This window comes from Halorussus rarus, from assembly GCF_003369835.1.
Taxonomy (GTDB): domain Archaea; phylum Halobacteriota; class Halobacteria; order Halobacteriales; family Haladaptataceae; genus Halorussus; species Halorussus rarus.
The window spans coordinates 513,071-535,192 of the sequence record NZ_QPMJ01000001.1 but is presented as its reverse complement, the minus strand read 5'-3'; the positions used below and the strand labels follow the sequence as shown (position 1 = coordinate 535,192).

Here is a 22,122-nt window from a genome sequence, read left to right as displayed (position 1 = left end):
ATGGGACTCTTCGAGTTGCGACCGCGAGAGCGAGAACGGACGACCGGGTGTGACGACGGTGCTACCTGGTAGCTCCGTCAGTCGTCAGTAGAAGTGGACTTCGTCCCCGTGTCTGCAGTCGTTCCTGCGGGCGCGGTCGTCCCGTTCGCCGTCTCGACGAGCGCGTCGTCCGAAACTACCAACTCGTTTTTCCTGTACGGGCCGTCGAGCGACCCCTCCGACGACCGGTAATCGAACGTCCCGTTCCCGTTCGAGTCCCGGTAGGCGATTGCGATGACTCGCTGAGACCGGTTCAGCGGGGCGGTAACCGGGACCGTGACGTTGGCGTGCGTTCCGGGTTCCAGATGCGCGGAAACGCCGGCGATGCTCCCGAGGACGTTCCCCTGGAGTAACCTCGCGTCGTGTACGACGACGAATCCCCCGTTCGGGACCGTTACCGACGCGATCCGCACGCGGTCGCCGCTCGTCGTCTGGTTGACGATGGTGACGTTCGCCGTCTCGTTCGCCTGTACCGGTGTCGAAGCGGTGGCCTCGAAGACGTTGCTTCCCACCGTCGACTGGTCGCTCGTGACCAGTCCCGTCCGGTTCGTCGCCGCGGTCGAAGCGGCGGACGCGCTGGCGAGCAGCGCTCCGACCACCAGTAACGTCGCCATCGTCCGAGTCAGCGTCATCCTCTGTCTCCCCCCTGCTGGCGTTTACCGACGGGCACTCCGAAAACTGCACGGCTACGGACGCGCTCTCCGGTCAGTTAATTATTGGCTGAACTAGCAAATATGAGACAAAAGGAACGCCGAGAGGTAGCCGAACGCGGTCTCACGACGACGGCGTCGGGTGCCACGTCAGGTCGAGGGTCGCGGGGTCGAGTTCGTAGTAGCGCTCGCCGACCGCGGCCAGGCTCACCACCCGTGTGTCGCCGTAGGTCGTCTCGGCGTGCTCGTGGTGGTGGCCGACCAGACAGAGGTCCGGGGACAGCGCCTCCAGCAGGTCGTCGATGTGGTCGCAGCCCACCTCGTAGGACTCGACGACCGGCAGGCCGTGGGGCGCCTCGTGGGTCAGCAACACGTCCACGTCCTCGACGTCCATGAGGCGCTCGACGTCCCCGCGGACGAAGTGGCGCCGGCGCTCGCCCTGGAGGTTCGGACGGGGGCGCTCGAACTGGGTCGGGGCGTAGTTACCCGACAGGCCAGCGACCCGAAGCCCCTCGATCTCGACCGCCTCCTCGTTGATGAGGATGGCGTTCGTGACGCCGGAGCTGTCGAGGCGGCCGTGCCGGAGCGCGTCGATGACGTCGAAATCCTCGTTGTTGCCGCCGATGAAGTAGGTCGGAATCGGGAGGTCGTAGTAGAGCAGGTCCCCCAACTGCAGCGCCACCTCTGCGTCCGCGTCACGGTAGGCCGCGAACAGGGCGCGCCGATTGTCGGGGTCGTCGGCGTGAGCGTCTCCGAGAACGAGCATTAATCGCCGGTTCGGCCGTCGGAAAGATAAAACTCACTCTCGGGCGACGTCTGGTCGGCCGCCAACGTCGGAACCGGGGCGCCGGGACCGCCGCCGACATAAAGGCTTAAGTCGGAGGACGTGAGTGACACGCATATGCACTCCGACGCCGTCGCTGGCGCTGGCGCGCGCTCGCCCAGCGGCGGGTCGGTCGGTTTTTCGGGGCTGAAACGCACAAAATTCGGTTACTGACAGGTCCACGGCGGGCGTAGCGAACCCGTCGCGGGCCGTACTCGTTCTGCACCGACTCCGATCAGCCTCGACCCGACGCACACCATGACACGCACCGACGAACCCTTCAGCGGGGTCTACCCGGCGATGACGACCCCCTTCGAATCCGACGACAGCATCGACTTCGAACAGCTCCGCGCCGACGCCCGACGCCTCGCCGACGCCGGCGTCGACGGCCTGCTCGCGGTCGGCTCGACCGGCGAGAGCGCGACCCTGAGCCACGACGAACACATCGAGGTCGTGGAGGCGGTCACCGACGCGGTCGACGTGCCCGTGATCGCCGGCTCGGGCAGCAACTCGACCCGCGAGGCCCTGGAGCTCTCGCGGCGCTCGGCCGACGCCGGGGCCGACGCCCTGCTGCTCATCTCGCCGTACTACAACAAGCCCGAGCCCGAGGGGATGGAGCGGCACTTCCGGACCATCGCCGACGAGGTCGACCTGCCCCAGATCATCTACAACGTCCCGTCGCGGACGGGCCGCAACATCGCGGTCGAGACCGCGGCCTCGCTCGCCGAACACGAGAACGTGGTGGGCTACAAGGCCGCCAGCGGCGATCTCGACCGCATCGGACGGGTCATCGAGCGCACCCGCGGCCAGGCGTTGTCGGTGCTGTCGGGCGACGACTTCCTCACGCTCCCGATGCTGTCGCTGGGCGCGGCCGGCACCATCAGCGTCAGCGCGAACGTCGAGCCCGAGCGCACCGTCTCGCTGGTCGAGGCCGGCCTGTCGGGCGACTTCGCCGAGGCCCGCGAGATACACGAGGAGCTCGCGCCGCTGTTCCGGGCGCTGTTCGCCGAGACCAACCCCATCCCGGTCAAGGAGGCGATGGAGATCCGCGGGTACGGCCCCGCTACGCTCCGCTCGCCGCTGACCAGGGCCTCGGAGGATGTTCGGGCAGAACTTGCGGCTATCCTCGGAGAGTTAGAGGCGGGGGGAACTGAGATAAACCAATGAGCGCAACCGTCGCAGTGACCGGCGCGACCGGCCGGATGGGCCGCGCGGTGCTCGAAGCCGCCGACGCCCGCGCGGACGTCTCGGTCGCGTTCGCCGTGAACCGCGACCCCGACGCGGACGAGTCGGTGGCGGGCGTCCCCGTCGACCCCGCGGCGGAGTTCGACCGCCTGCTGGCCGAGCGCGACCCCGACGCCGTCGTGGACTTCACCGGTCCCGAGAGCAGTCGGGCGTACGTCGCGGCCGCCGCCGAGGCGGGCGTCGCCAGCGTGGTCGGCACCACCGGTTTCGACGACGAGGGCGAGCAGGCGCTCAGGGAACGCGCCGAGTACGCCCCCGTGCTCGTGGCCTCGAACTTCGGCCGCGGGGTCCAGGCGCTGCTCTCGGCGGTGGAGTCGGCGGTCGCGGACCTGCCGGGGTACGACGTCGAGGTGACCGAGACCCACCACAACCGGAAGCGCGACGCACCCAGCGGGACCGCCAACACCATCCTCGACCGCATCGAGAGCGCGCGAGAGGATGCCGGCGAGCGCGAGGCGCGGAGCGCCTCGGAGCCGAGCGGCGAGAACGCCGAGCCGCGAGGGAAGCGCGTCCACGGCCGCGAGGGCGAGGCGCCACGCGAGGCGGGCGAGATCGGCGTCCACGCCCGCCGGGCCGGGGCCATCACGGGCGAGCACGAGGTGCTCTTGGCGGGCAACCACGAGGAGGTCCGGCTCACCCACCGCGCCGAGGACCGCGGCGTCTTCGCCGAGGGCGCGCTCGACGCGGCGGTCTGGCTCGCGGGCCGGGAGCCGGGGTGGTACGACTTCGCGGACGTAGTGGAGGGAGACGCATGAGTCTTGAATCCGACGTAGACGACCTGTGGCATCGGTACGACGACGGCAGCCTCACCGCTGGCGACGCGGGCGACGAGGAGTACGCCGTCCTCGAAGAGTTCTTAGACGCGCTCGAAGCCGGCGAGGTCCGGGCCGCCGAGAAGCGCGAGGGCGAGTGGGAGTCGAACGAGTGGGTCAAGCGGGGCATCCTGCTGAACTTCGGCCTGCGCGAGATCGCTGGCCGGGAGTACGGCGACGTGACCTACCACGACGTGCTGCCCCTGCGCGAGACGGCCGACCTGCCCGAGAGGGGCACCCGCAACACGCCCGACGGGACCGTCGTCCGCCGGGGCGCGTACCTCGGCTCGGACTGCATCATGATGAGCCCGAGCTTCGTCAATATCGGCGCGCACGTCGGCGACGGGACGCTGGTCGACTCCTGCGACACCGTCGGCTCGTGCGCCCAGATCGGCGCGGACGTCAAGCTGGGCGCCAACACCCTCGTCGGCGGCGTGCTCGAACCGGTCGAGGACGCCCCGGTCGTGGTCGAGGACGGCGCCTCGCTCGGCGCGGGCTGCCGGGTCACCTCGGGGTTCGTGGTCGGGGAGAACTCGGTGGTCGCCGAGAACACCCTGCTCACGCCCCGCATCCCGGTGTACGACCTGGTCGAGGAGGAGGTCGTCTACGGTCGTCTCCCGCCCGAGCGCCGGGCCTTCACCCGGTTCGTGGAGTCGTCGGTCGGCGACCACGACCTGTTCGAGGGCGGCGCCTACAAGCCCGCGGTGGTGGCGATGAACGTCGAGGAGACCACCCTCGAGGGCGTCGAGCGAGAGGAGGCCCTGCGAGAATGAGCGCCGCGCAGGTCCGGAACCCGGCGGTGCGCCGGCTCGCCGACTGGCCGGCCGACCGGCTCCGCGAACTGGCCGACGAGCACGGCGCGCCGCTGTACGTGCTGGACCTCGACCGCGTCCGGGAGAACTACCGGCGCATGGCCGACGCGTTCCCCGAGGCCGAGGTGTACTACGCCGCGAAGGCCAACACCGCCCGGCCGGTCCTGCGCGCCCTGGCCGACGAGGGCGCCGGCGTCGAGTGCGCCTCGGCGGGCGAACTCGCCCGGGCCCTGAGCGCCGGCGTCCCCGGCGAGCGCGTCCACTACACCGCGGTCAACCCGCCGGCCCGCGACCTCGACGTGGCGGTCCGGCTGGCCGAGGACCACCCGGGACTCACGATCACGGTCGGGGCGGCCGACACGCTCGACCGGCTCGCGGAGCGGGGCTACGACGGCCGGGTCTGCCTGCGGGTCAACCCCGGCGTCGGCGCGGGCCACCACGAGAAGGTCTCGACCGGCGCGGACGCCAAGTTCGGCGTGCCGTACGACCGCGCGACCGACCTTGTAGAGGAGGCCGACGACGACTTCGAGGTCGTCGGCCTCCACGCCCACGCCGGCAGCGGCATCTCGGGCGAGGATCTCTCGGCCCACCGGGAACTGGTGGCGCGGATGGGCGACCTCGCGCGGGAGGTCGAAGGTCGGGGCGTGGACCTCGAGTTCGTCGACGTCGGCGGCGGCTTCGGCGTTCCCTACTCCCCGGACGAGGAGCCGCTGGACCTCGACGCGGTGGCCGAGGCGACCCGCGAGGCCCTCGGAGAAGTGGACGCCGCCCTCGCGGTCGAGCCCGGTCGCTACCTCGTGGCCGACGCCGGCGTGCTCCTGACCGCGGTCAACACGGTCAAGGAGACGCCGGCGGGCGCCGTGGTCGGCGTCGGCGCGGGGATGACGACCCTGGCGCGACCGGCCATCTACGACGCCCGCCACGAGATCCGGAGCCTGGCCCCGGACGCCGACGAGCGCCCCGAGCGCGAGGTGACGGTCGCCGGCCCGGTCTGCGAGAGCGCCGACACCTTCGGCGACCACGAGCTCCCGGCCCCCGAGCGCGGCGACCTGCTCGCGGTGGGCAACGCCGGGGCCTACGGCTACGAGATGGCGAGTCAGTACAACTCCCGCCCGCGCCCGGCGTCGGTCGTCCTCGACGGCGACCACGCCCGCGTGGCGCGACGGCGCGAAACGATTGCGGACGTGACGGCGGTCGAACCGGAGGACGAGCTATGAGCATCGAGTACGAGAAGTTTCACGGTACCGGTAACGATTTCGTGGTAGTAGACGCGGACGAGTACGTGCCCGACCGGGCGGCGTTCGCCCGGAAGGTGTGCGACCGGCGCGAGGGGGTGAGCGTCGCCGGAGGCTCGACGGACTCGTCCGTCGGCGCGGACGGGACACTCTTCCTGGCGCTGGAACCCCAGTTCTCGCCGCCCCGCGTGGTGATGACGCTGGTCCAGCCCGACGGCTCGACCGCGGCGATGTGCGGCAACGGCGCGCGCTGCGCCGCGAAGTGGGCGGCCGAGCGCACCGGCGCCGACGCCATCATGCTCGACACCCAGGCGGGGACCCGCCGGGCCGACGTCCGGGGCGACGAGGTGACCATCGAGATGGGCGAGCCGTCGTTCGCGCCCGCGGACGTTCCGCTCGCAGCCGACCGCGAGGACCCGCTGGTCGCCGAGGAGGTCGCCGGCGTCGAACTCACCGCGGTCAACACCGGCGTCCCCCACGCGGTCGCGTTCGTCGACGACGTCGACGAGGTGGACCTCGAGACGGTCGGCCCCGCCGTCCGAAACGCCGACGCCTTCCCGGAGGGCGCGAACGCGACGTTCGCCTCGCCGCGGCCCGACGGCGGCTTCGACCAGCGGACCTACGAGCGCGGCGTCGAGGGCGAGACCCGGTCGTGCGGCACCGGCGCGGTCGCCATCGGCGTGGCGGCCCGACGACTCGGTCGCACCGACGAGGCGCCCGTGTCCGTGTTCCCGCCGGGCGGCGAGCTCGAGGTCGGCTTCCGGAACGGCCGGGCGACCCTGACCGGCCCGGCCGAGCGCGAGTTCGAGGGCGAGATCGCCTCGACGCCGAACCCGCGGACGGTCTCGGAGGCCTGAGGACGCCGACTGGCGCTGATTCTATCCATGAGTTTCGACCCGATAGCCTTCCTCGAACGCGCAGTACAGACCCCGTCCCACGAGGACGTGACCGAGATGCGCGACCTGCTCGTCGAGACGCTCGAGTCGGCCGACGCCGACGTCTCGGTCGACGTGGACGACGCCGGCAACACCGTTGCGGTCCGCGACTCCGGGCGCGAGGGACCCCACGTCGTCCTGAACACCCACGTCGACACCGTGCCGCCCCACGTTCCGTTCGAGCGCCGCGGGGAGGGAACTGACGACGACATCGTCCGGGGCCGGGGGTCCTGCGACGCGAAGGGGCCGCTGGCGGCGATGCTCGCGGCGTTCCTCGGCGCTGCTCCCGAGCGCGGTCGCGTGACGCTTGCGGTGTCGCCCGACGAGGAGACCGACTCGACGGGGGCGGCCGCGCTGTTCGACGACGATTCGCCGGCCGGCTTGGGTCCGGCGCCCGACGCCGTCATCGTGGGCGAGCCCACCGAACTCGACGTCTGCAACGCCGCGATGGGTCGCTTCCAGGCGACCGTCACGGTCCGGGGAGCGAACGCCCACGCCGCCGAACCCGAGTCGGGCGTCAACGCGGTCCGGGCGGCCGGCGACTTGCTCGCGTCGCTCGACGACTTCGACGACCGCGAGGACCGCCCGGGCGAGAGCGACGCGCTGGGCGCGCCCACGCTGACGCCGACCACCATCGAGGGCGGCACCGCGACCAACCAGGTGCCCGCGGCGTGTTCGTTCGTGGTGGACCGCCGGAGCGTCCCGCCCGAGACCGCCGAGGGGTTCCGGTCGGCGCTGGCCGACCACCTCCGGGCGCGCGCCCCGCCGGACGTCGAGGTAGACGTCGCCCTCGCCGAGCGCGACACGCCGTTCCTGGCGGCGTTCGAGACGCCAGCCGACGACCCGGTGGTCCGGACGCTCCGGGACGCCGGCGGCGGCGAGGTTCGCCCCTTCGGGGCCGCGACCGAGGCGTCGTACTTCGCCGAGGTCGCGCCGACGGTCGTGTTCGGGCCGGGCGCGCTGGCCGACGACGAGGGCGCGGTGGCCCACGCGCCCCGCGAGTACGTCCGCGTCGCGGACGTCGAGCGGGCCGCCGACGCCCTCCGCGAGACGCTGGCCGACCTCTGTTCCTGACCCGGTTCGACGCGGTGACGTTCCCGTCCGTCGGCTCCCCGTACCCGACCAAGGAGCGTCGAGCGCGCCGACGCCGTTCCGAACCACGCGGACTTATCACGATCCGGTGACTTTCGGCGGACGTGACACTCGACGCCCCGGACGTCGGCCGGCCGACGGGCGAGGAGCGCGGCGAGGCGTCCGCGGACGCCGAGCGCGCGGGGGATCGGCTGCCGGAGCGCGCCGTCGCGGTTCTCGCGGCCGCGCTGCTCGGTGCGGCGTTCCTCGCGGCCGCCATGGCGGGCGTTCTGGAGACCGTGGGTCCGTACCTGCTCGGCGTCACGGCGCTCGGTCTCGCGCTGGTCGCGTTCGCGCTGGCCGGGCGGCGCTACCGCCCGAACCAGTAGACGGGGCGGTGGGGGAAGTGGTTGCGACGGACGGACTCGCTGACGGACGCGATTCCGACGAGTGCCAACGCCAGCGCCGCGACGCCGTAGGGCGTCCGCCAGTTGAAGAAGACGCGCCTGCTGACGAGGTGGATGTCGCCGTCGCGCTCGACGGCCAGTTTCCCCCTGGTCGTGCGCGGCCCCGGCAGGTCGGTCGGGTCCCGGAAGACGAGACGCTCGCCCGCGAGGGCCCGGTCGACGGTCCGCTTGTCGCGGGACGAGAGGGCGTCGTAGGCGACGAACGACTTCGCGTCCTCGGGGACCGCCGCCGTGGTTCCCAACGATGTCACCTCGTACTCCAGCGCGCCGACGCCGACGACGAGCGCGCCGGTCAGCAGGAAGACGCCGGCGAAGAAGAGGGCGACGTTGGCGGTGTCGCTCATGGCGGCGAAAACGTGGGGCATCGTACATATCCGTTTCGACGACCATCGTCACCAACCGTGTTCGTCCCGAAAGAGCACGCGCAACACGCCCAGCCCGGCGAGTCCGAGGCCGGCCGACGCCCAGGCGAACCTGGTTTCGTAGTTGAAGAAGAGATTCTCCTCGATCAGGTACCGGTTCCCGTTCCGGCGGACGACGAAGTCCCCCTGGTGGGTGGTCGTGGGGAGGTCGCCGGGCGCCCGGAAGACGAAGCGGGTGCCCGCGACGGCCCGGTCGACGATACGCCGGTCGCGCGCCGAGAGGTCCCGGAACCGGTGGCTGGGGACCTCGGTCTCCTCGAACCCGTTCCACTCGGTCGGGGCGTAGTCGATCGGTCCCTCCGCGGTGACCTCGTACTCGAGTGCGCCGATGCCCGTCGCGAACGCGCCGAACAACAGCAGCACGCCCGCGTAGAACGCGAGGAAGGTACTCCAGTGCACGGGCCGGAAGTCGTCCCGGTCTCGTACTTAAAACTACGCGCGGTCGTCGAAGTCGATCGCCATCTCGCTCGCCGCGCCGGTGTACCCGGCGGGCGTCAGGTCGAGCAGTTCCTCGCGGGTGGCCTCGTCGACGTCGAGGTCCGCGAAGAGCTCCCGGAAGTCCTCGAGGGTCACGCGCCGGCCCCGCGTCAGGTCCTTGACGCGCTCGTAGGCGTCGTCGTGGCCCTCGCGCCGGAGGATGGTCTGGACCGCCTCGCCGATGATCTCCGGGGTCGATTCGAGCTCCTCGCGCATGACCTTCTCGTTCGGCACGACCTTCGAGAGGCCGTCCTGGAGCTTGGTGTAGCCCAGCAGGCAGTAGGCGAACGCGGCGCCGATATTGCGCTTGACCGTCGAGTCCGATAGGTCGCGCTGGAGCCGCGAACCGGTGACGTAGTCGCCCAGGAACACGAGGTCCGAGTTGGCCTTCGAGAGGTTGCCCTCGCTGTTCTCGAAGTCGATGGGGTTGACCTTGTGGGGCATCGTGGAGGAGCCGGTCTCGCCCGCCGCGGCCTCCTGGCCGAGGTAGCGGTCGCTGACGTAGCGCCAGGCGTCGCGGTCGAGGTCGAGCAGGACGCTGTTCGCGCCCCGGAGGGCGTCGAACAGCTCCGCGAGGTCGTCGCAGGGGTTGACCTGCGTGGTCATCGGCGCCTGCTCGAAGCCCAGGCCCTCGACGAACTCCCGGGCGAACGACTGCCAGTCGACGTCGGGGTAGGCCGCGACGTGGGCGGCGTAGGTGCCCGAGGCCCCCGCCAGCTTCCCCTGGAGGCCGTCGCGGGCGTCCTTCACGCGACCGATCGCGCGACCGAGCCGCGAGGCGAACACCGCCATCTCCTTGCCGAACGTCGTGGGGGTCGCGGGCTGGCCGTGGGTCCGCGCGAGCATCGGGACGTCGGCGTGCTCGCGGGCGAGGTCCGCGAGCGCCCCGCGCACTTCACGGATTTCTGGCAGGAGTACCTCGTCGACCGCCCCTTTCACGAGTAGCCGGTAGGCGAGGTTGTTGACGTCCTCGCTGGTGAGCGCGAAGTGGATCCACGAGGAGGCGTCGGCCGCGCCGGCCGGCAGGTGCTCGCGGACGAAGTACTCGACCGCCTTCACGTCGTGGTTGGTCGCAGGGTAGTCGCCGTACCCCTCTGTCTCGATGCGCTTGACGAGGTCGGCGTCCTCGGCGTCGAACTCCTCGTAGAGACTCCGGAAGGTGTCGCGGTCCGACGCGTCGAGTTCGAGGGGCGTCGCGTCGAGGTCGGCCAGCGCGACGAGGTACTCGACTTCGACCCGCACGCGGGCCCGCATCAGCGCGGCCTCGCTGGCGAACTCCCGCAGGGGTTCGGTCCGCCCGGCGTACCGACCGTCGAGCGGCGAGACGGCGTAGAGGGGATTCATGTCGAAAACTGCCCGGGCGGCGGGCAAAAGCGTGTCGGTCGAAATCGCCACGATAGTGCATATAAATCCCTCCGAACCGGAGGCACGACCGATATTTATCCTCGTTCGTGCATATATCCTGGCCCGCAACCGCAATACATTTCCGCGGAGGCGGCGCGGGTTCGAACATGACCCGGATCGCCGGACTCGCCAGCAACCGCGGACGCAACCTGATGCACCTGGCCGACCGGTCGCCCGGCGGGGCGACCCTCGGCGTCGTCCTGACCAACGACGCCGACGCGCCGGTGCTGGAGAAGGCCGAGAAGCGCGACGTTCCGACCGAGGTCGTCGAGCGCGACGCGGGCGAATCGCGGCGCGACCACGAGGAACGCGTGGTCGAGGCGCTCGCCGACTACGACGTCGACCTGGTCTGTCTCGACGGCTACATGCGCATCCTCTCGGACTCGTTCCTCGACGAGATGCCGGTCGCGCTCAACGTCCACCCGTCGCTGCTTCCGTCGTTCCCCGGCACCGACGCCCACCAGCAGGTGCTCGACGCGGGCGTGAAGACCACGGGCTGTACCGTCCACGTCGTCACCGACGCTACCGACGAGGACGGCGACGTGATGGAGGAGGAAGTCGACGCAGGCCCGGTCGTCACCCAGGAGCCGGTCCCGGTCTACGAGGGCGACGACGAGAGCGACCTCAAGGAGCGGGTGCTCTACGAGGCCGAGTTCAAGGCCTACCCCCGCGCCGTGAAGTGGTTCGCCGATGGCAAGCTGGACGTCGACGCCGACGCCGGCGAGGTCCGCGTCGAGGGCGACGAGGACGGTAAGTTCCCGGCTCGGCGGGTCGAGACCGCCGACCTGGCGGCCGACCTCCGGTACGGCGAGAACCCCCACCAGGACGCCGCGCTCTACGGCGACGCCACCTGCGAGGAGGCCAGCGTGGTCGACGCTCCGCAGCTCAACGAGGGCGCGAAGGGGATGGGGTACAACAACTACAACGACGCCGACGCCGCCCTCAACCTGGTCAAGGAGTTCGACCGGCCCGCCGCGGCGGTCATCAAGCACACCAACCCCGCAGGCTGCGCCACCGCAGAGACGCTCGCGGACGCCTACGACCGGGCGCTGGCGACCGACCCCAAGAGCGCGTTCGGCGGCATCGTCGCGCTCAACCGGGAGTGCGACGCGGCCACCGCCGAGCAGGTCGTCGACTCGTTCAAGGAGGTCGTCGTCGCGCCGGGCTACACCGACGACGCGCTCGACGCGCTCTTCGAGAAGGACAACCTCCGCGTGCTCGACGTGGGTACCGAAGAGAACTTCACGGAGATTACGGAGACGACGACCGAGAAGGACCTCGTGGGCGGTCGCCTGATCCAGGAGCGCGACCTGCAGGCCCCGACTCGCGACGACCTGGAGGTCGTCACGGAGCGGGAACCCACCGACGACCAGTACGAGAGCCTGCTGTTCGCGTGGCGGACCATCAAGCACGTCAAGTCCAACGCCATCCTGTTCGCGAAAGGGACCGAAACGGTCGGCGTCGGCGCGGGCCAGGTCTCCCGGGTCGACGCGGTCGAGATCGCGAAGATGAAGGCCGAGAAGGACGCCGAGGGCAAGGCGGCCGACGGCGCGGTGATGGCCTCCGACGCGTTCTTCCCCTTCCCGGACGGCATCGAGGCCGCGGCCGAGGCCGGCATCGAGGCCGTCGTCCAGCCCGGCGGCTCGGTCAACGACGAGGACGTCATCGAGGCCGCCGACGAGCACGACATGGCGATGGTGTTCACCGGGAGTCGGAGCTTCCGGCACGACTGAGCGAAGCGATTGAGGGCCGGAAGTTCGGAAGACGCGGTTTGTCTTCCGGCGTTTCCGGCACGACTGAACGGAGGGAGGGAGCGCCAGAACCCCATCACGAGAGGGAGATTGAAGTGTGCGCGACGCCAACCACGTCGTGATGGGAATCGCAGACGACGGCAGGGTCAAGCTGCTGGTCGGGGGGCTCGTGTTCTCGCTGCTGGCGCTGGTGGGCGTCGCCGCGTTCGGCGTGGTGGCGGGCCTCTCGGCGCTGTTCGCCGCGCCGGCGTCGGCGCCCCTGATAGTCGTCCTGTTGAACGCCGTCGCCCCGTACGCCATCACGGCCGCGCTGCTGGGGGCACTCTCGTTCGTGCTGACGCTCGGCCTCGCGGTGTCGGCGGTCCGGCGGGCGTCGGTGCCCCGCAGCGAGCGCCTCGCCAGGCTCGCCCGGCTCGTCGAGCGGTTCTCGGCGGAGGCCCGGCGGTTCGGGCTGGCCGAGCGCTTCGAGCCGACGACCGAGGACCGCATCGACGAACTCAAGCGCGAGTACGTCGAGGGCGAGATAACCGAACTCGAGTACGAGCGCCGGCTCCAGGACCTGATGGCCGGGGGAGACGCCGACGACCGCCGGGTCCGCGGGGGCCCGAGTCGCACCGACCGCGGGCGCCTCGACCGCGAGCTCGAGCGGTAGGGGAGCCGATTTTCCCGTCCCGGGACGGGAACTGCGAACTCGCGAAGCGAGCGAGAGGACTGTAGAACTCCCGGCCGGCCGCCGAGGGCTCGCGGTCGACTGCACCGGCCGTATAAACTACCGGACTGGTCCGGCGCCATCCTCTCCTCGGCCGGGCGACTACCTCGTACTAATGACAGCAGGGACCTCCTCGTCGCGAAGGAGCCCGGAACGGGACAGCAGTCGGCTCGCGACCGTCTCCGTGGACGACGAGCGGCAGCTCGCGTACGCCGAGTACGGGGACCCGGACGGCGTTCCCGTCGTGTTCCTCCACGGGACGCCCGGCTCGCGGCGACTGGGCGAGCTCTTCGAGTCGGCGGCACGGGACCGCGGGGTTCGACTGCTCGCCCCCGACCGACCGGGATTCGGCCGCTCTGCGCCGTGGCCCGACCGCTCGGTGGGCGACGCCGACCGGTTCGTCGAGGCCGTTCTCGACGACGCCGGCGCGCGGACCGCCGGACTCGTCGCGTTCTCCGGCGGGGCTCCGTACGCGCTCGCCGCGGCGGCGACGCTGGCCGACCGAATCGAGCGGGTCGATATCGCCGCCGGAGCGACGCCGCCGGCCGTCAGCGAGGAGACGCCCGGGATTCAGCGGCTCCTGGCGGGACTGGCGACGACGACGCCGTCGCTCCTCCGGGGGCTCTTCCGGGGACAGGCCTGGCTCGCGGACCGGCTCGACCCGTCGTTCGTCGTCGCGCAGTACACGGCGGAGGACGGTGCCGAGTCCGTACCCGACGAGGCCGCGGAGATCGTCCGCGAGGACTTCGTCGAGGCGTTCGCCCGGCACCGCCGGGGCGCGGTCACGGAGTTCCGGAACGCGACGACCGACTGGGGAATCGACTTCGACGGGATCGACGCGCCGGTGCGCCTCTGGCACGGCGAGAACGACGCGAACGTGCCCCTCGCCGACGTGCGACGCCTCGAAGCCGAGATACCGACCGCTCGCCTGCGCGTGCTCGACGGCGCCGACCACGTCGGGGCGCTGCTTCGGAGCCGGCGTGACGTGCTGGCGAGCCACGGCTGACGCGAGCACCGGTGACCAGTTGGAGCCGGGGCTTCGGGGAGGACCACACTGATTGATATGCCGATCGGACGAACCCAGTCGAACGGCGGCATGAAACGCGTCCAGTTCTCGGCCCGCTACCCGGAGCGACTCGTGCACCCGCTGCACCGCCAGGTCATCGACGGGCAGTCGGTCACGCGAGCCGAGTTGCTGACGTGGAGCCCGACCGAGGACGCGACGACGCTGGTCTGGTGCGATGGCGACCCGGAGGCGACCGAGGCGGTCGTGGGGGCCATCGACTCGCTCCGCTCGAGCGACTTCGTGGCGGACGCCGACGGAACGTACGCGTTCCTGCGGCAGGACGACTACGAGTTCCCGGCGGCGCTGCTGGACGTCATCGCGGACTCGCGGGTCATCTTCCTGCCCCCGGTCGTCTTCCTCGACACGGGCGAGATACGGTTCGAGGCGGTCGGCGAGACGCCAGCGCTGAGCGCGTTCCACGAGGAAATTTCCGAGCTCGGCGAGCTCACCGTCGAACGGGTCCACGACTTCGAGCGCGAGCGCTCGCCGTCGCGGCTCACCGACCGCCAGCGGGCGGCGCTGGACGCGGCGGTCTCCGTCGGCTACTACGAGGTGCCCCGCGACGGAACGGTCGCAGACGTCGCGGCCGCGCTCGACTGCTCGACCAGCACGGCAGGGGAACTGGTGCGGAAGGCCGAGGCCGCGGTGATTCAAAACTACGTCGAGACGCGGTGACGTCCGCGAGGTGACGAGGTTCGCGAGGTGACGACCGGGGCCGCGAGCGCTCGCGCGGAGGTCTCGGGTCGTCGGTGTCGGACTCCGACACTCTAAAGCGCGCCGCGTTAGTTCACGCAGACATGGACTACCACGAGGCGGCGAACTTCCTGTTCGACCTGCGTCGGTTCCGTCCGAAGCCGGGCACGGAGTCGACCGCGTCGCTGCTCGCCCACCTCGGCGACCCCCACGAGGGGGTCGCGTACGTGCAGGTCGCCGGGTCGAACGGGAAGGGGTCGACCGCCCGGATGACCGAGCGCGCGCTCCGGGAGGCGGGCCTCGACGTCGGCCTCTACACCTCCCCGCACTTCGACGACGTGCGCGAGCGCGTCAGGGTCGACGGCCGGAAGATCCCGAAGGCGGCGGTCGCCGAGTACGTCGCGTCGGTCGAGGAGTACGTCACCGACCGGGCCGCCGACGGCGAGGCGCCGACCTTCTTCGAGGTGATGACCGGGCTGGCGCTCTGGCACTTCGGCCGCGAGGACGTCGACGTGGCCGTGCTGGAGGTCGGCATCGGCGGGAAGTACGACGCCACCAGCGTGGTCGACCCGGTGGCGAGCGCGGTCACCAGCGTCACGCTCGAGCACACCGGCATCATCGGCGAGACCATCGAGGAGATCGCCCACGACAAGGCCCACGTCGCGCCCGCCGACGCGCCGCTCGTCACCGCGACGACCGGCGAGGCGTTCGAGATGGTCCGGGCTCACGCCGGCGACGTCGTGCGAGTGGGGGAGGACCACGACGCGGACGTTCGAGTCGAGTACGGCGGCCTGACCAACCACACCGAGGCCGCGGTCTCGCTGGCCGGCCCCGACTGGACCGTCGAGACGGAGATCCCGCTGCTCGGCGAGTACCAGGCCCGGAACGCCGGCGTGGCGGTCGCGCTGGCCCGGCAGGTCGTCGCGCACGGCGACCTGCCGGGCGCGAGCGTGGACGAAGACGACCTGGCCCGCGGCCTCCGGAAGGCCGACTGGCCCGGCCGGTTCGAGGTGATGGGCCGGGACCCCGTGGTCGTGCTCGACGGGGCGCACAACCCCGGCGCGTGCGAGGCGCTGGCCGACACGCTCGCGGAGTTCGACGACGCGACCGAGGAGTTCCACCTGGTCTTCGGCGCGATGCACGACAAGGACCTCCGCGGGATGGCCGCGGCGCTGCCGACCCCCGACCGGGTGGTCGCCTGCCGGCCCAACCTCGACCGGGCCGAGGACGAGGCGGTCGTGGCCCGGGCGTTCGAGGAGGCCGGCGCCGCCGAGGTGCTGACCCGCAGCTCGGTTGAGGGCGCGCTGGAGAACGCGCTCGACGCCGCCGGCGAGGACGACCTCGTGCTGGTCGCGGGGTCGCTGTTCGCGGTCGCGGAGGCCCGGTCGCGGTGGACCCGCGCCGAGATCCCCAAGCGGGTCCGGGACATCGACGACGCCCGCGAGGCGCTGGAGGGGGCGGACGTGACCGACCCCGGCGTCTGGCGGATGCGGGGCAAGGCGGTCCACCGGGTGCTCAAGACACGGGTCCAGGTCCGGCAGGCCCGCTACCTCAAGGAGGAGATGCTGAGCCTGGGCGGGGAGTGCGCGCTCTCGGGGGTCAACGAGCAGGACGAGGAGAACGTCGACGTGGTGCTGATGGGCACCCTCGCGCAGTTCAAGCGGCTCGCGGCCAAGCTCGACGACCAGCCCTACGGCCTGTCGGTGTTCGCCGACGAGCTCAGGGAGGCGCTGGACATCCGGACCGAACCGGAGCGCCGGGGCTACCCCTGGGAGGACGGCACCGCCGTGATGGGCATCCTGAACGTCACGCCCGACTCGTTCCACGACGGCGGCCGGTACGAGGCGGTCGAGGACGCGGTCGCCCGGGCCGAGGAGATGGTCGCGGCCGGCGTCGATATCGTCGACGTGGGCGGCGAGAGCACCCGGCCCGGCGCCGACGAGATACCGGTCGACGAGGAGATCGACCGCGTGGTCCCGGTCGTCGAGCGCATCGCCGACCTCGACGCCATGGTCTCCATCGACACCCGCAAGGCGGCGGTCGGCCGGGCCGCCCTCGAAGCCGGCGCCGACATCCTCAACGACGTCTCCGGGCTGGAGGACCCCGAGATGCGCTTCGTCGCGGCCGAGCACGACGCGCCGCTCGTGGTGATGCACAGCATCGACGCGCCCGTGGTCCCCGACAGGGACGTCCGCTACGACGACGTGGTCGAGGACGTCATCGACGAACTCGAGGAGCAGGTGCTCCTCGCGGAGAAGGCCGGCCTCGACCGCGAGCAGGTGATCGTCGACCCCGGCCTCGGCTTCGGCAAGTCGGCCGCGGAGAACTTCGAGCTGCTGGCCCGGACCGACGAGTTCCACGCGCTGGAGTGTCCGGTGCTCGTCGGTCACTCCCACAAGTCGATGTTCGACCTGATCGACGCGGGCGAGGACAGGACCGCGGCCACGGTGGCCGGCACGGCGCTCGCGGCCGAGCGCGGCGCCGACGTCGTCCGGGTTCACGACGTCGAGGAGAACGTGGCGGCGGTCCGGGCCGTGGAGGCGGCCGACCACCCCGAGCGGTTCGGGGAGTAGGCGGCGGAGGCGACTGGTGTGTTTTCGGGATTCGCAGTAGTTGGTAGCACGATTTCTCTATTTGTCCGTGTAACTGTCGCGATGTTCAGACCGTACGTGTATATTTTCTGCAAAAAGCACTTACGGACTTTCGGCCTAGTGACGGCCATGAATCGCCGTCAGGTCCTCGCGGCCCTCGGTACGACAGCCCTCACGTCGGTAACAGGATGTGCGACTCTCGAAGCCGAACTCGGGATGCGAGCCGATACGCTCGGAGCGGTCACGCTGGCGAACGGTGTTGGAGAGACGCGCGAGGTCTCGCTCGAAGTCCTCCGCGACGGCACTCTCGTGCATCGGGAATCGTATCAACTCGCCCCGGGGTCGGAACGAGAACGGCCACAGTACACCGTCAACGAGTGGCAAGAGAATCCGGATGCGCGGCGGTGGACTGTTCGGGCCAAGATACCCGGGAGCGAGTGGAGAGACGCCACGATTGACGCTGCCAGAGGTTCCGAAGGCGAATGCTACAGCGCCGCTGTTGTCGCCGGTGACTGGCCAGAAACACCGCTGCTCGTCTTACTCGGAGGGTGCGAATCGGAGAACCGCTAACGACACCTGTTACACTCGCACCACGCATTGGGCAGAATCACCGAACTAGGCACGGGCTACAAACCGGATAAATGAACCGCGCCACCGACTACTGTTAGAGCAGCACGACAAGCAGTCCGACCAGCGCCACGACCAGCACGGCGGCGCCCGCCACGGCCGCGGGTTCGAGCCAGCTCATCCGCTCGCCGGCCTCGTCGTAGGCCGCGAGGTACTTGTCCAGCACCGCGGCCTCGTCGTACTCGGCGAAGTTCTCGTTGAGTTCCATCGACTCCATCTCGCTCGCCGTGATCAGCGCGTCGGTGAGCTCCTGCTCGCTGGTGGTCCGGAACGCCCGGTCCTCCTGCTCGACCAGTTCGTGAGCGCTCGACTCGACGTGGTACTCGACGACGCCGGCGCAGCCGCAGGCCAGCGCCCGGAGCAGGTCGGTCGGGAACGCCTCCCGGCGGGCGGTTTGGGCGTAGACGTGTGCCCCCTTGAACGCCGCGAGCCGGTTCTCCAGCGGCTGGTCGCCCGCGAACGAGACCCGTTCCTCGATGCGGAGGTCCCGGACCTGGCGCTCGTAGACGTCGCGCTCCGGGCCGTCGCCGATGACCACCGCCGACCAGTCGCGGTCCCGGAGTTCGGCCAGTGCGAGCAGCAGGCTCTCGAGGTTTGCGTCGGCGTCGAGCCGCCGGGAGTAGACGATGTCGGCGACCTCGCGGGGGCGGGCCGCCCGGACGGCGTCCATGTCGATACCGTTGGGGACGACCCGGACCGCGTCGCCCTCGGCGCCCAGTTCCCGGACGCGGGTCCGGACAGTCTCCGAGGGCGTCAACACCAGGTCGGGGAGGCCGGCGGCGAGGCGCCACCGCGGGTCGTCGGCGTCGCCCGCGCCGGGCGACTCGTACCAGTCGACGACGAGCGGCGCGCGGAGGAAGAGGCTGGCGGCTTTCGCTGCGAGGACGTGGGTCGGGTCTTCGGCGGTGGCCTGGATGACGTCCGGGTCGACCGCCCGGAGCGCGGCCGGGAGCGAGACGGCGAACCGACCCGCGCCGGGCGGCTCGTCGGTGACTGCCCGGTAGGTCACGCCGTCCTGCTCGAACGTGTCGTGGTCGCCGTCCCACCACTGCGCGCAGCAGACGACCGCGTCGTGTCCCCGGTCAGCGAGCCCCTCGGCGGTGCGCCGGATTCGTCGCGTTGCCCCCGTCTCGCGGTGTTGGGCCACCGTCTCCGAGACGAACGCGACGCGCATACGAAGCGCCACGAAGCGGCCCACTAAAAACCCAACCCTTCTGGTCTCCCGTCGGCCGCGCGGCTCGGCACTCGACCGGCGACGAACCGGACGTAAACCGCGGAGGTGACGTCGCACAGAGGCCGTGGGCGAGAACGGAGCACGGTCGAGTCGGGACCAGGACCGGCGGGACGCAGGCGAGGAGGAACCGAGAATCGGAGCGCGGGACGGCGGAGCGGGCGGCAGTCGAGCGGCGACCGGGAGCGGTCAGTCGTTCACTTCGAGGATGAAGTCCGGCGCGGCGTCGTTCGCCCGGCGCCGCCAGCGCCGCAGGTCGTATGTGTGCAGCAGCGAGGTCACGCCGAACACCGAGATGATCAGCAGGGCGTACTCGACCCCCGAGAGCAGCGCGATGGGGTAGACCTCGGCCCAGACCGACGCCAGGACCAGCAGGCTCACCACCGCGAGTCCGAGGTAGAGCTGGTGCCACTGGACCGACGTCTGGGGGTCGCTGGCCAGTTGCAGGTCGAGCTTCCCGGCCTCCTCGGTCGACCTGACCAGGCTCTGGTCGGGGTCGTACCGGAGGACCCCTGCCGCCTCCAGCTTCGGGAGGTGGGTCTGGTGGAGCGCGCTGTACACCGACTTCCGCTGGCCGGGAGAGACCTCCGACACCGTCGCGTCGTTCTCCCACGCGGCGATCTGCTCGGCGAGCTCACCGAGCTCGACCGGCCCGCCGTATCGCTGGAGGTAGTAGAGGACGTAACGACGGCGGAGGTTCTTCACGGCGTCGAAGACCTCCTCTCGCGAGGTGCGTGTCGTTTCAGTAGCCATCCTAGTTGGGAGTGCCGAGGATAGAAACACTCATAAACCGATTTGAACGTTCACACGGCGAGCTGAACCGTTCACGCGCTCAACCAAATGTTGCCGGACCGGGAAGAAAAGAAACGCACCGTTCCGACCGAGTGAGCGACCCACACGCGCCTGCATCGGCGGTATCGCGTCCCACGACCTCGCGGGGGCAGAACCGCCCGTTACCCCGATTCCATTCCCGGTTTCGCCCGGTGCGAGACGACAGAAGCGGTTCGCTCGCGTCTGCACGCCGGTCGGGCGCGTCGACGGAGTTGACGACCTGACGTGGCGCACGTCGCGGCCGTCACCCGAGGGGCGGTCGCCTCGGAGTCGCCGCCCCTGTTGCCGGCCGGAAGTGCGGGCGAGCGGGCGGTTGCGGACCGCCGGAGTCCAAAGCGATTTGTCCGTCGGCTCGCAACGGGGAGGCATGCCAACGTACGACTTCGAGCGCTACCTCAACGTCCGGTCGGCGAGCGCGCCGTCGTTCGGTCCGGACGGCGAGCGGCTCTCCTTTCTGATGGACACGACCGGCGTCTCCCAGGTGTGGCGGCTCGACGAGCCCGGCGAGTGGCCCCGGCAGCTCACCTTCGAGGAGGAGGCGGTCAGCTTCGCCTCGTGGTCGCCCGAGCGCGACGAACTGATATTCGGGATGGACCGGGGCGGCGACGAGCGGACCCAGCTGTTCCGGCTCGATGGTGACGGTGAGACCGTCACGCCGCTGACCGACATGCCCGACGCCATCCACTACTGGGGCGGGTGGAACTCCGACGGCTCGAAGTTCGCGTTCGCGTCGAACCGGCGGGAGGAGTCGGTGTTCGACGTGTACGTCCAGGGCCGCGACGAGCGGGGCGACGACGCCGAGATGGTGTACGAGGGCGACGGCCTGCTCTCGCCGGTGGGGTGGAGCCCCGACGACGAGTCGCTGGCGATCGTGAAGTCCCACTCCAGCTTCGACCAGGACGTCTACGTGCTCGACGTCGAGACCGGCGACCTCGACCACGTGACGCCCCACGAGGGCGACGTCCGGTTCGGTTCGATCAACTGGAGCCCCGACGGCGACGCCCTCTACCTCGCCACCGACGAAGGAGCCGACACCACCTACTTCGCCCGACTCGACGTCGAGACCCGCGAGATCGAGACCGTCGACGACGGGGGAGACTGGAACGTCGAGAGCGTCGGGGTCGACGAGGACACCGGCCGGTTCGTCTTCGGCCGGAACGTCGACGGCTACACCGAGCTGACGGTGGGCGAACTCACCGGCGAGACGGAGTACCGGGAGCTCCCGGCGCCCGACCTCCCGAAGGGCGTCACCGGCGGCCCGGCGTTCGACGACGAGGCCGAGCGGTTCGCGCTCACGGTCACCCGGAGCACCGACAACACCAACGTCTTCGTCGTCGACGTCGAGTCGGGCGAGACCGAGCGGTGGACCGACGCCGCGACCGCCGGCCTCCCGCGGTCGTCGTTCGTCGAGCCGGAGCTGATCCGCTACGAGACGTTCGACGTGGACGAGACTCGCTCGTCCGCTCGCGAGACGGAGTCTCGCGGTGGCCGGGAGATTCCGGCGTTCTTCTCCGTGCCCCACGAAGCGACCCGCGGAAGCGATGACGGCGCGCCGGTCATCGTCGACATCCACGGCGGCCCCGAGTCCCAGCGCCGGCCCTCGTTCCACCCGGTCAAGCAGTACTTCCTCAATCGGGGGTACGCCTACTTCGAGCCGAACGTCCGCGGGTCGTCGGGCTACGGGAAGGCGTACACCCACCTCGACGACGTCAGGAAGCGGATGGACTCGGTCAAGGACATCGAGGCCGCGGTCGAGTGGCTCCGCGACCGGCCCGAGGTCGACCCCGACCGCGTCGTCGCGATGGGCGGGTCGTACGGCGGGTTCATGGTGCTGGCGGCGCTGACCGAGTACCCCGACCTCTGGGCCGCGGGGGTCGACATCGTCGGCATCGCCAACTTCGTCACGTTCCTCGAGAACACCGGCGACTGGCGCCGCGAGCACCGCGAGGCCGAGTACGGCTCGCTGGAGGAGGACCGCGAGTTCCTCGAGTCCATCAGCCCGACGACCAACGCCGAGCACATCGAGGCGCCCCTGCTGGTGCTCCACGGCGCGAACGACCCCCGGGTCCCGGTCGGCGAGGCCGAGCGCATCGCCGACGTGGTCGCCGAGCAGGGCGTCCCGGTCGAGAAGCTCGTCTTCGAGGACGAGGGCCACGGCTTCTCGAAGCTGGAGAACCGCATCGAGGCCTACACCACGGTCGCCGACTTCCTCGACGAGCACGTCTGAGTTC

Annotated in this window: 21 protein-coding genes; 14 read left to right on the top strand and 7 right to left on the bottom strand. The window is 70.7% G+C overall.

From position 1 onward, the window contains the following. Positions 1 to 77: 77 nt before the first annotated feature. Both DVR07_RS02730 and DVR07_RS02725 read right to left on the bottom strand, forming a co-directional pair. The gene (locus DVR07_RS02730; RefSeq protein WP_115795247.1) at positions 78 to 671 is read right to left on the bottom strand and encodes a DUF7282 domain-containing protein; all 594 of its coding nucleotides are present in this window, start codon (positions 669 to 671) and stop codon (positions 78 to 80) included. Between the two features lie 142 nt (positions 672 to 813). After that, positions 814 to 1,455, bottom strand: coding sequence for a metallophosphoesterase family protein (locus DVR07_RS02725; RefSeq protein WP_115795246.1), 642 nt, complete (start codon positions 1,453 to 1,455; stop codon positions 814 to 816). Positions 1,456 to 1,770: 315 nt separating this feature from the next. On the opposite strand from DVR07_RS02725, the gene dapA reads away from it, so the two are divergent. The 7 genes from dapA (at position 1,771) to DVR07_RS02690 (ending at position 8,011) form a co-directional block, all read left to right on the top strand. Continuing rightward, positions 1,771 to 2,679 (top strand): 4-hydroxy-tetrahydrodipicolinate synthase, encoded by a 909-nt coding sequence (gene dapA, locus DVR07_RS02720; protein WP_115795245.1) that lies wholly within the window; start codon positions 1,771 to 1,773, stop codon positions 2,677 to 2,679. Further along, the gene (gene dapB, locus DVR07_RS02715; RefSeq protein ID WP_115795244.1) at positions 2,676 to 3,512 is read left to right on the top strand and encodes a 4-hydroxy-tetrahydrodipicolinate reductase; all 837 of its coding nucleotides are present in this window, start codon (positions 2,676 to 2,678) and stop codon (positions 3,510 to 3,512) included. Before dapA ends, dapB begins: the two co-directional genes overlap by 4 nt. Beyond that, positions 3,509 to 4,342 carry a 2,3,4,5-tetrahydropyridine-2,6-dicarboxylate N-succinyltransferase gene (locus tag DVR07_RS02710; RefSeq protein WP_115795243.1) on the top strand — a complete coding sequence of 278 codons (834 nt, stop codon included), beginning with the start codon at positions 3,509 to 3,511 and terminating at the stop codon, positions 4,340 to 4,342. The genes dapB and DVR07_RS02710 overlap by 4 nt, the downstream gene beginning before the upstream one ends. Beyond that, positions 4,339 to 5,598: a diaminopimelate decarboxylase gene (gene lysA, locus DVR07_RS02705; RefSeq protein WP_115795242.1), complete on the top strand. Its 1,260-nt coding sequence runs from the start codon at positions 4,339 to 4,341 to the stop codon at positions 5,596 to 5,598. The genes DVR07_RS02710 and lysA overlap by 4 nt, the downstream gene beginning before the upstream one ends. Beyond that, positions 5,595 to 6,473: a diaminopimelate epimerase gene (gene dapF, locus DVR07_RS02700; protein ID WP_115795241.1), complete on the top strand. Its 879-nt coding sequence runs from the start codon at positions 5,595 to 5,597 to the stop codon at positions 6,471 to 6,473. The genes lysA and dapF overlap by 4 nt, the downstream gene beginning before the upstream one ends. Positions 6,474 to 6,500: 27 nt before the next feature. Further along, a complete protein-coding gene (locus DVR07_RS02695; protein ID WP_115795240.1) occupies positions 6,501 to 7,625 on the top strand; it encodes a M20 family metallopeptidase in 1,125 nt (374 codons plus the stop codon). Between the two features lie 122 nt (positions 7,626 to 7,747). Next, positions 7,748 to 8,011: a hypothetical protein gene (locus DVR07_RS02690; protein ID WP_115795239.1), complete on the top strand. Its 264-nt coding sequence runs from the start codon at positions 7,748 to 7,750 to the stop codon at positions 8,009 to 8,011. On the opposite strand, the gene DVR07_RS02685 is transcribed toward DVR07_RS02690, so the two are convergent. Genes DVR07_RS02685 through purB form a run of 3 tightly spaced genes read right to left on the bottom strand, consistent with a single transcriptional unit; the run spans position 7,993 to position 10,332 of the window. After that, complete coding sequence (locus tag DVR07_RS02685; RefSeq protein WP_115795238.1) at positions 7,993 to 8,433, bottom strand: hypothetical protein; 441 nt, start codon at positions 8,431 to 8,433, stop codon at positions 7,993 to 7,995. The two genes, DVR07_RS02690 and DVR07_RS02685, sit on opposite strands and share 19 nt — an antisense overlap. A gap of 48 nt (positions 8,434 to 8,481) precedes the next feature. Next, positions 8,482 to 8,910 carry a hypothetical protein gene (locus DVR07_RS02680; RefSeq protein ID WP_115795237.1) on the bottom strand — a complete coding sequence of 143 codons (429 nt, stop codon included), beginning with the start codon at positions 8,908 to 8,910 and terminating at the stop codon, positions 8,482 to 8,484. A 33-nt stretch (positions 8,911 to 8,943) separates the two neighbouring features. After that, positions 8,944 to 10,332: an adenylosuccinate lyase gene (gene purB / locus DVR07_RS02675; RefSeq protein WP_115795236.1), complete on the bottom strand. Its 1,389-nt coding sequence runs from the start codon at positions 10,330 to 10,332 to the stop codon at positions 8,944 to 8,946. Between the two features lie 167 nt (positions 10,333 to 10,499). Here purB and purH point away from each other — a divergent pair, with 167 nt between their 5' ends. From purH to DVR07_RS21295, 6 genes are all read left to right on the top strand, one after another. Further along, positions 10,500 to 12,125 (top strand): bifunctional phosphoribosylaminoimidazolecarboxamide formyltransferase/IMP cyclohydrolase, encoded by a 1,626-nt coding sequence (purH, locus tag DVR07_RS02670; RefSeq protein ID WP_115795235.1) that lies wholly within the window; start codon positions 10,500 to 10,502, stop codon positions 12,123 to 12,125. Positions 12,126 to 12,240: 115 nt separating this feature from the next. Beyond that, a complete protein-coding gene (locus DVR07_RS02665) occupies positions 12,241 to 12,795 on the top strand; it encodes an SHOCT domain-containing protein (protein WP_115795234.1) in 555 nt (184 codons plus the stop codon). A 172-nt stretch (positions 12,796 to 12,967) separates the two neighbouring features. Next, positions 12,968 to 13,858 carry an alpha/beta fold hydrolase gene (locus DVR07_RS02660; RefSeq protein WP_115795233.1) on the top strand — a complete coding sequence of 297 codons (891 nt, stop codon included), beginning with the start codon at positions 12,968 to 12,970 and terminating at the stop codon, positions 13,856 to 13,858. Between the two features lie 90 nt (positions 13,859 to 13,948). After that, complete coding sequence (locus DVR07_RS02655; RefSeq protein ID WP_115796282.1) at positions 13,949 to 14,593, top strand: helix-turn-helix domain-containing protein; 645 nt, start codon at positions 13,949 to 13,951, stop codon at positions 14,591 to 14,593. A gap of 122 nt (positions 14,594 to 14,715) precedes the next feature. Continuing rightward, positions 14,716 to 17,184 carry a dihydropteroate synthase gene (folP, locus tag DVR07_RS02650; RefSeq protein WP_115795232.1) on the top strand — a complete coding sequence of 823 codons (2,469 nt, stop codon included), beginning with the start codon at positions 14,716 to 14,718 and terminating at the stop codon, positions 17,182 to 17,184. 147 nt (positions 17,185 to 17,331) lie between these two features. After that, entirely contained in the window at positions 17,332 to 17,772 is a 441-nt protein-coding gene (locus DVR07_RS21295) for a hypothetical protein (protein ID WP_162829406.1), read from the top strand. 94 nt (positions 17,773 to 17,866) lie between these two features. On the opposite strand, the gene DVR07_RS02640 is transcribed toward DVR07_RS21295, so the two are convergent. After that, a complete protein-coding gene (locus tag DVR07_RS02640) occupies positions 17,867 to 19,003 on the bottom strand; it encodes a glycosyltransferase family 4 protein (protein WP_115795230.1) in 1,137 nt (378 codons plus the stop codon). A 246-nt stretch (positions 19,004 to 19,249) separates the two neighbouring features. Further along, on the bottom strand, positions 19,250 to 19,813 hold the full coding sequence (locus tag DVR07_RS02635) for a DUF7344 domain-containing protein (RefSeq protein ID WP_115795229.1): 564 nt from the start codon (positions 19,811 to 19,813) through the stop codon (positions 19,250 to 19,252). A gap of 445 nt (positions 19,814 to 20,258) precedes the next feature. On the opposite strand from DVR07_RS02635, the gene DVR07_RS02630 reads away from it, so the two are divergent. After that, positions 20,259 to 22,118, top strand: coding sequence for a S9 family peptidase (locus tag DVR07_RS02630; protein WP_115795228.1), 1,860 nt, complete (start codon positions 20,259 to 20,261; stop codon positions 22,116 to 22,118). Positions 22,119 to 22,122: the final 4 nt, after the last annotated feature.

Excerpts from the sequence above, each read along its gene's own strand:
- DVR07_RS02730 (WP_115795247.1), bottom strand. The coding sequence starts at position 671 with ATGACGCTGACTCGGACGATGGCGACGTTACTGGTGGTCGGAGCGCTG.
- DVR07_RS02725 (WP_115795246.1), bottom strand. The coding sequence starts at position 1,455 with ATGCTCGTTCTCGGAGACGCTCACGCCGACGACCCCGACAATCGGCGC.
- dapA (WP_115795245.1), top strand. The coding sequence starts at position 1,771 with ATGACACGCACCGACGAACCCTTCAGCGGGGTCTACCCGGCGATGACG.
- dapB (WP_115795244.1), top strand. The coding sequence starts at position 2,676 with ATGAGCGCAACCGTCGCAGTGACCGGCGCGACCGGCCGGATGGGCCGC.
- DVR07_RS02710 (WP_115795243.1), top strand. The coding sequence starts at position 3,509 with ATGAGTCTTGAATCCGACGTAGACGACCTGTGGCATCGGTACGACGAC.
- lysA (WP_115795242.1), top strand. The coding sequence starts at position 4,339 with ATGAGCGCCGCGCAGGTCCGGAACCCGGCGGTGCGCCGGCTCGCCGAC.
- dapF (WP_115795241.1), top strand. The coding sequence starts at position 5,595 with ATGAGCATCGAGTACGAGAAGTTTCACGGTACCGGTAACGATTTCGTG.
- DVR07_RS02695 (WP_115795240.1), top strand. The coding sequence starts at position 6,501 with ATGAGTTTCGACCCGATAGCCTTCCTCGAACGCGCAGTACAGACCCCG.
- DVR07_RS02685 (WP_115795238.1), bottom strand. The coding sequence starts at position 8,433 with ATGAGCGACACCGCCAACGTCGCCCTCTTCTTCGCCGGCGTCTTCCTG.
- purB (WP_115795236.1), bottom strand. The coding sequence starts at position 10,332 with ATGAATCCCCTCTACGCCGTCTCGCCGCTCGACGGTCGGTACGCCGGG.
- purH (WP_115795235.1), top strand. The coding sequence starts at position 10,500 with ATGACCCGGATCGCCGGACTCGCCAGCAACCGCGGACGCAACCTGATG.
- DVR07_RS02660 (WP_115795233.1), top strand. The coding sequence starts at position 12,968 with ATGACAGCAGGGACCTCCTCGTCGCGAAGGAGCCCGGAACGGGACAGC.
- DVR07_RS02655 (WP_115796282.1), top strand. The coding sequence starts at position 13,949 with ATGAAACGCGTCCAGTTCTCGGCCCGCTACCCGGAGCGACTCGTGCAC.
- folP (WP_115795232.1), top strand. The coding sequence starts at position 14,716 with ATGGACTACCACGAGGCGGCGAACTTCCTGTTCGACCTGCGTCGGTTC.
- DVR07_RS21295 (WP_162829406.1), top strand. The coding sequence starts at position 17,332 with ATGAATCGCCGTCAGGTCCTCGCGGCCCTCGGTACGACAGCCCTCACG.
- DVR07_RS02640 (WP_115795230.1), bottom strand. The coding sequence starts at position 19,003 with ATGCGCGTCGCGTTCGTCTCGGAGACGGTGGCCCAACACCGCGAGACG.
- DVR07_RS02635 (WP_115795229.1), bottom strand. The coding sequence starts at position 19,813 with ATGGCTACTGAAACGACACGCACCTCGCGAGAGGAGGTCTTCGACGCC.
- DVR07_RS02630 (WP_115795228.1), top strand. The coding sequence starts at position 20,259 with ATGCCAACGTACGACTTCGAGCGCTACCTCAACGTCCGGTCGGCGAGC.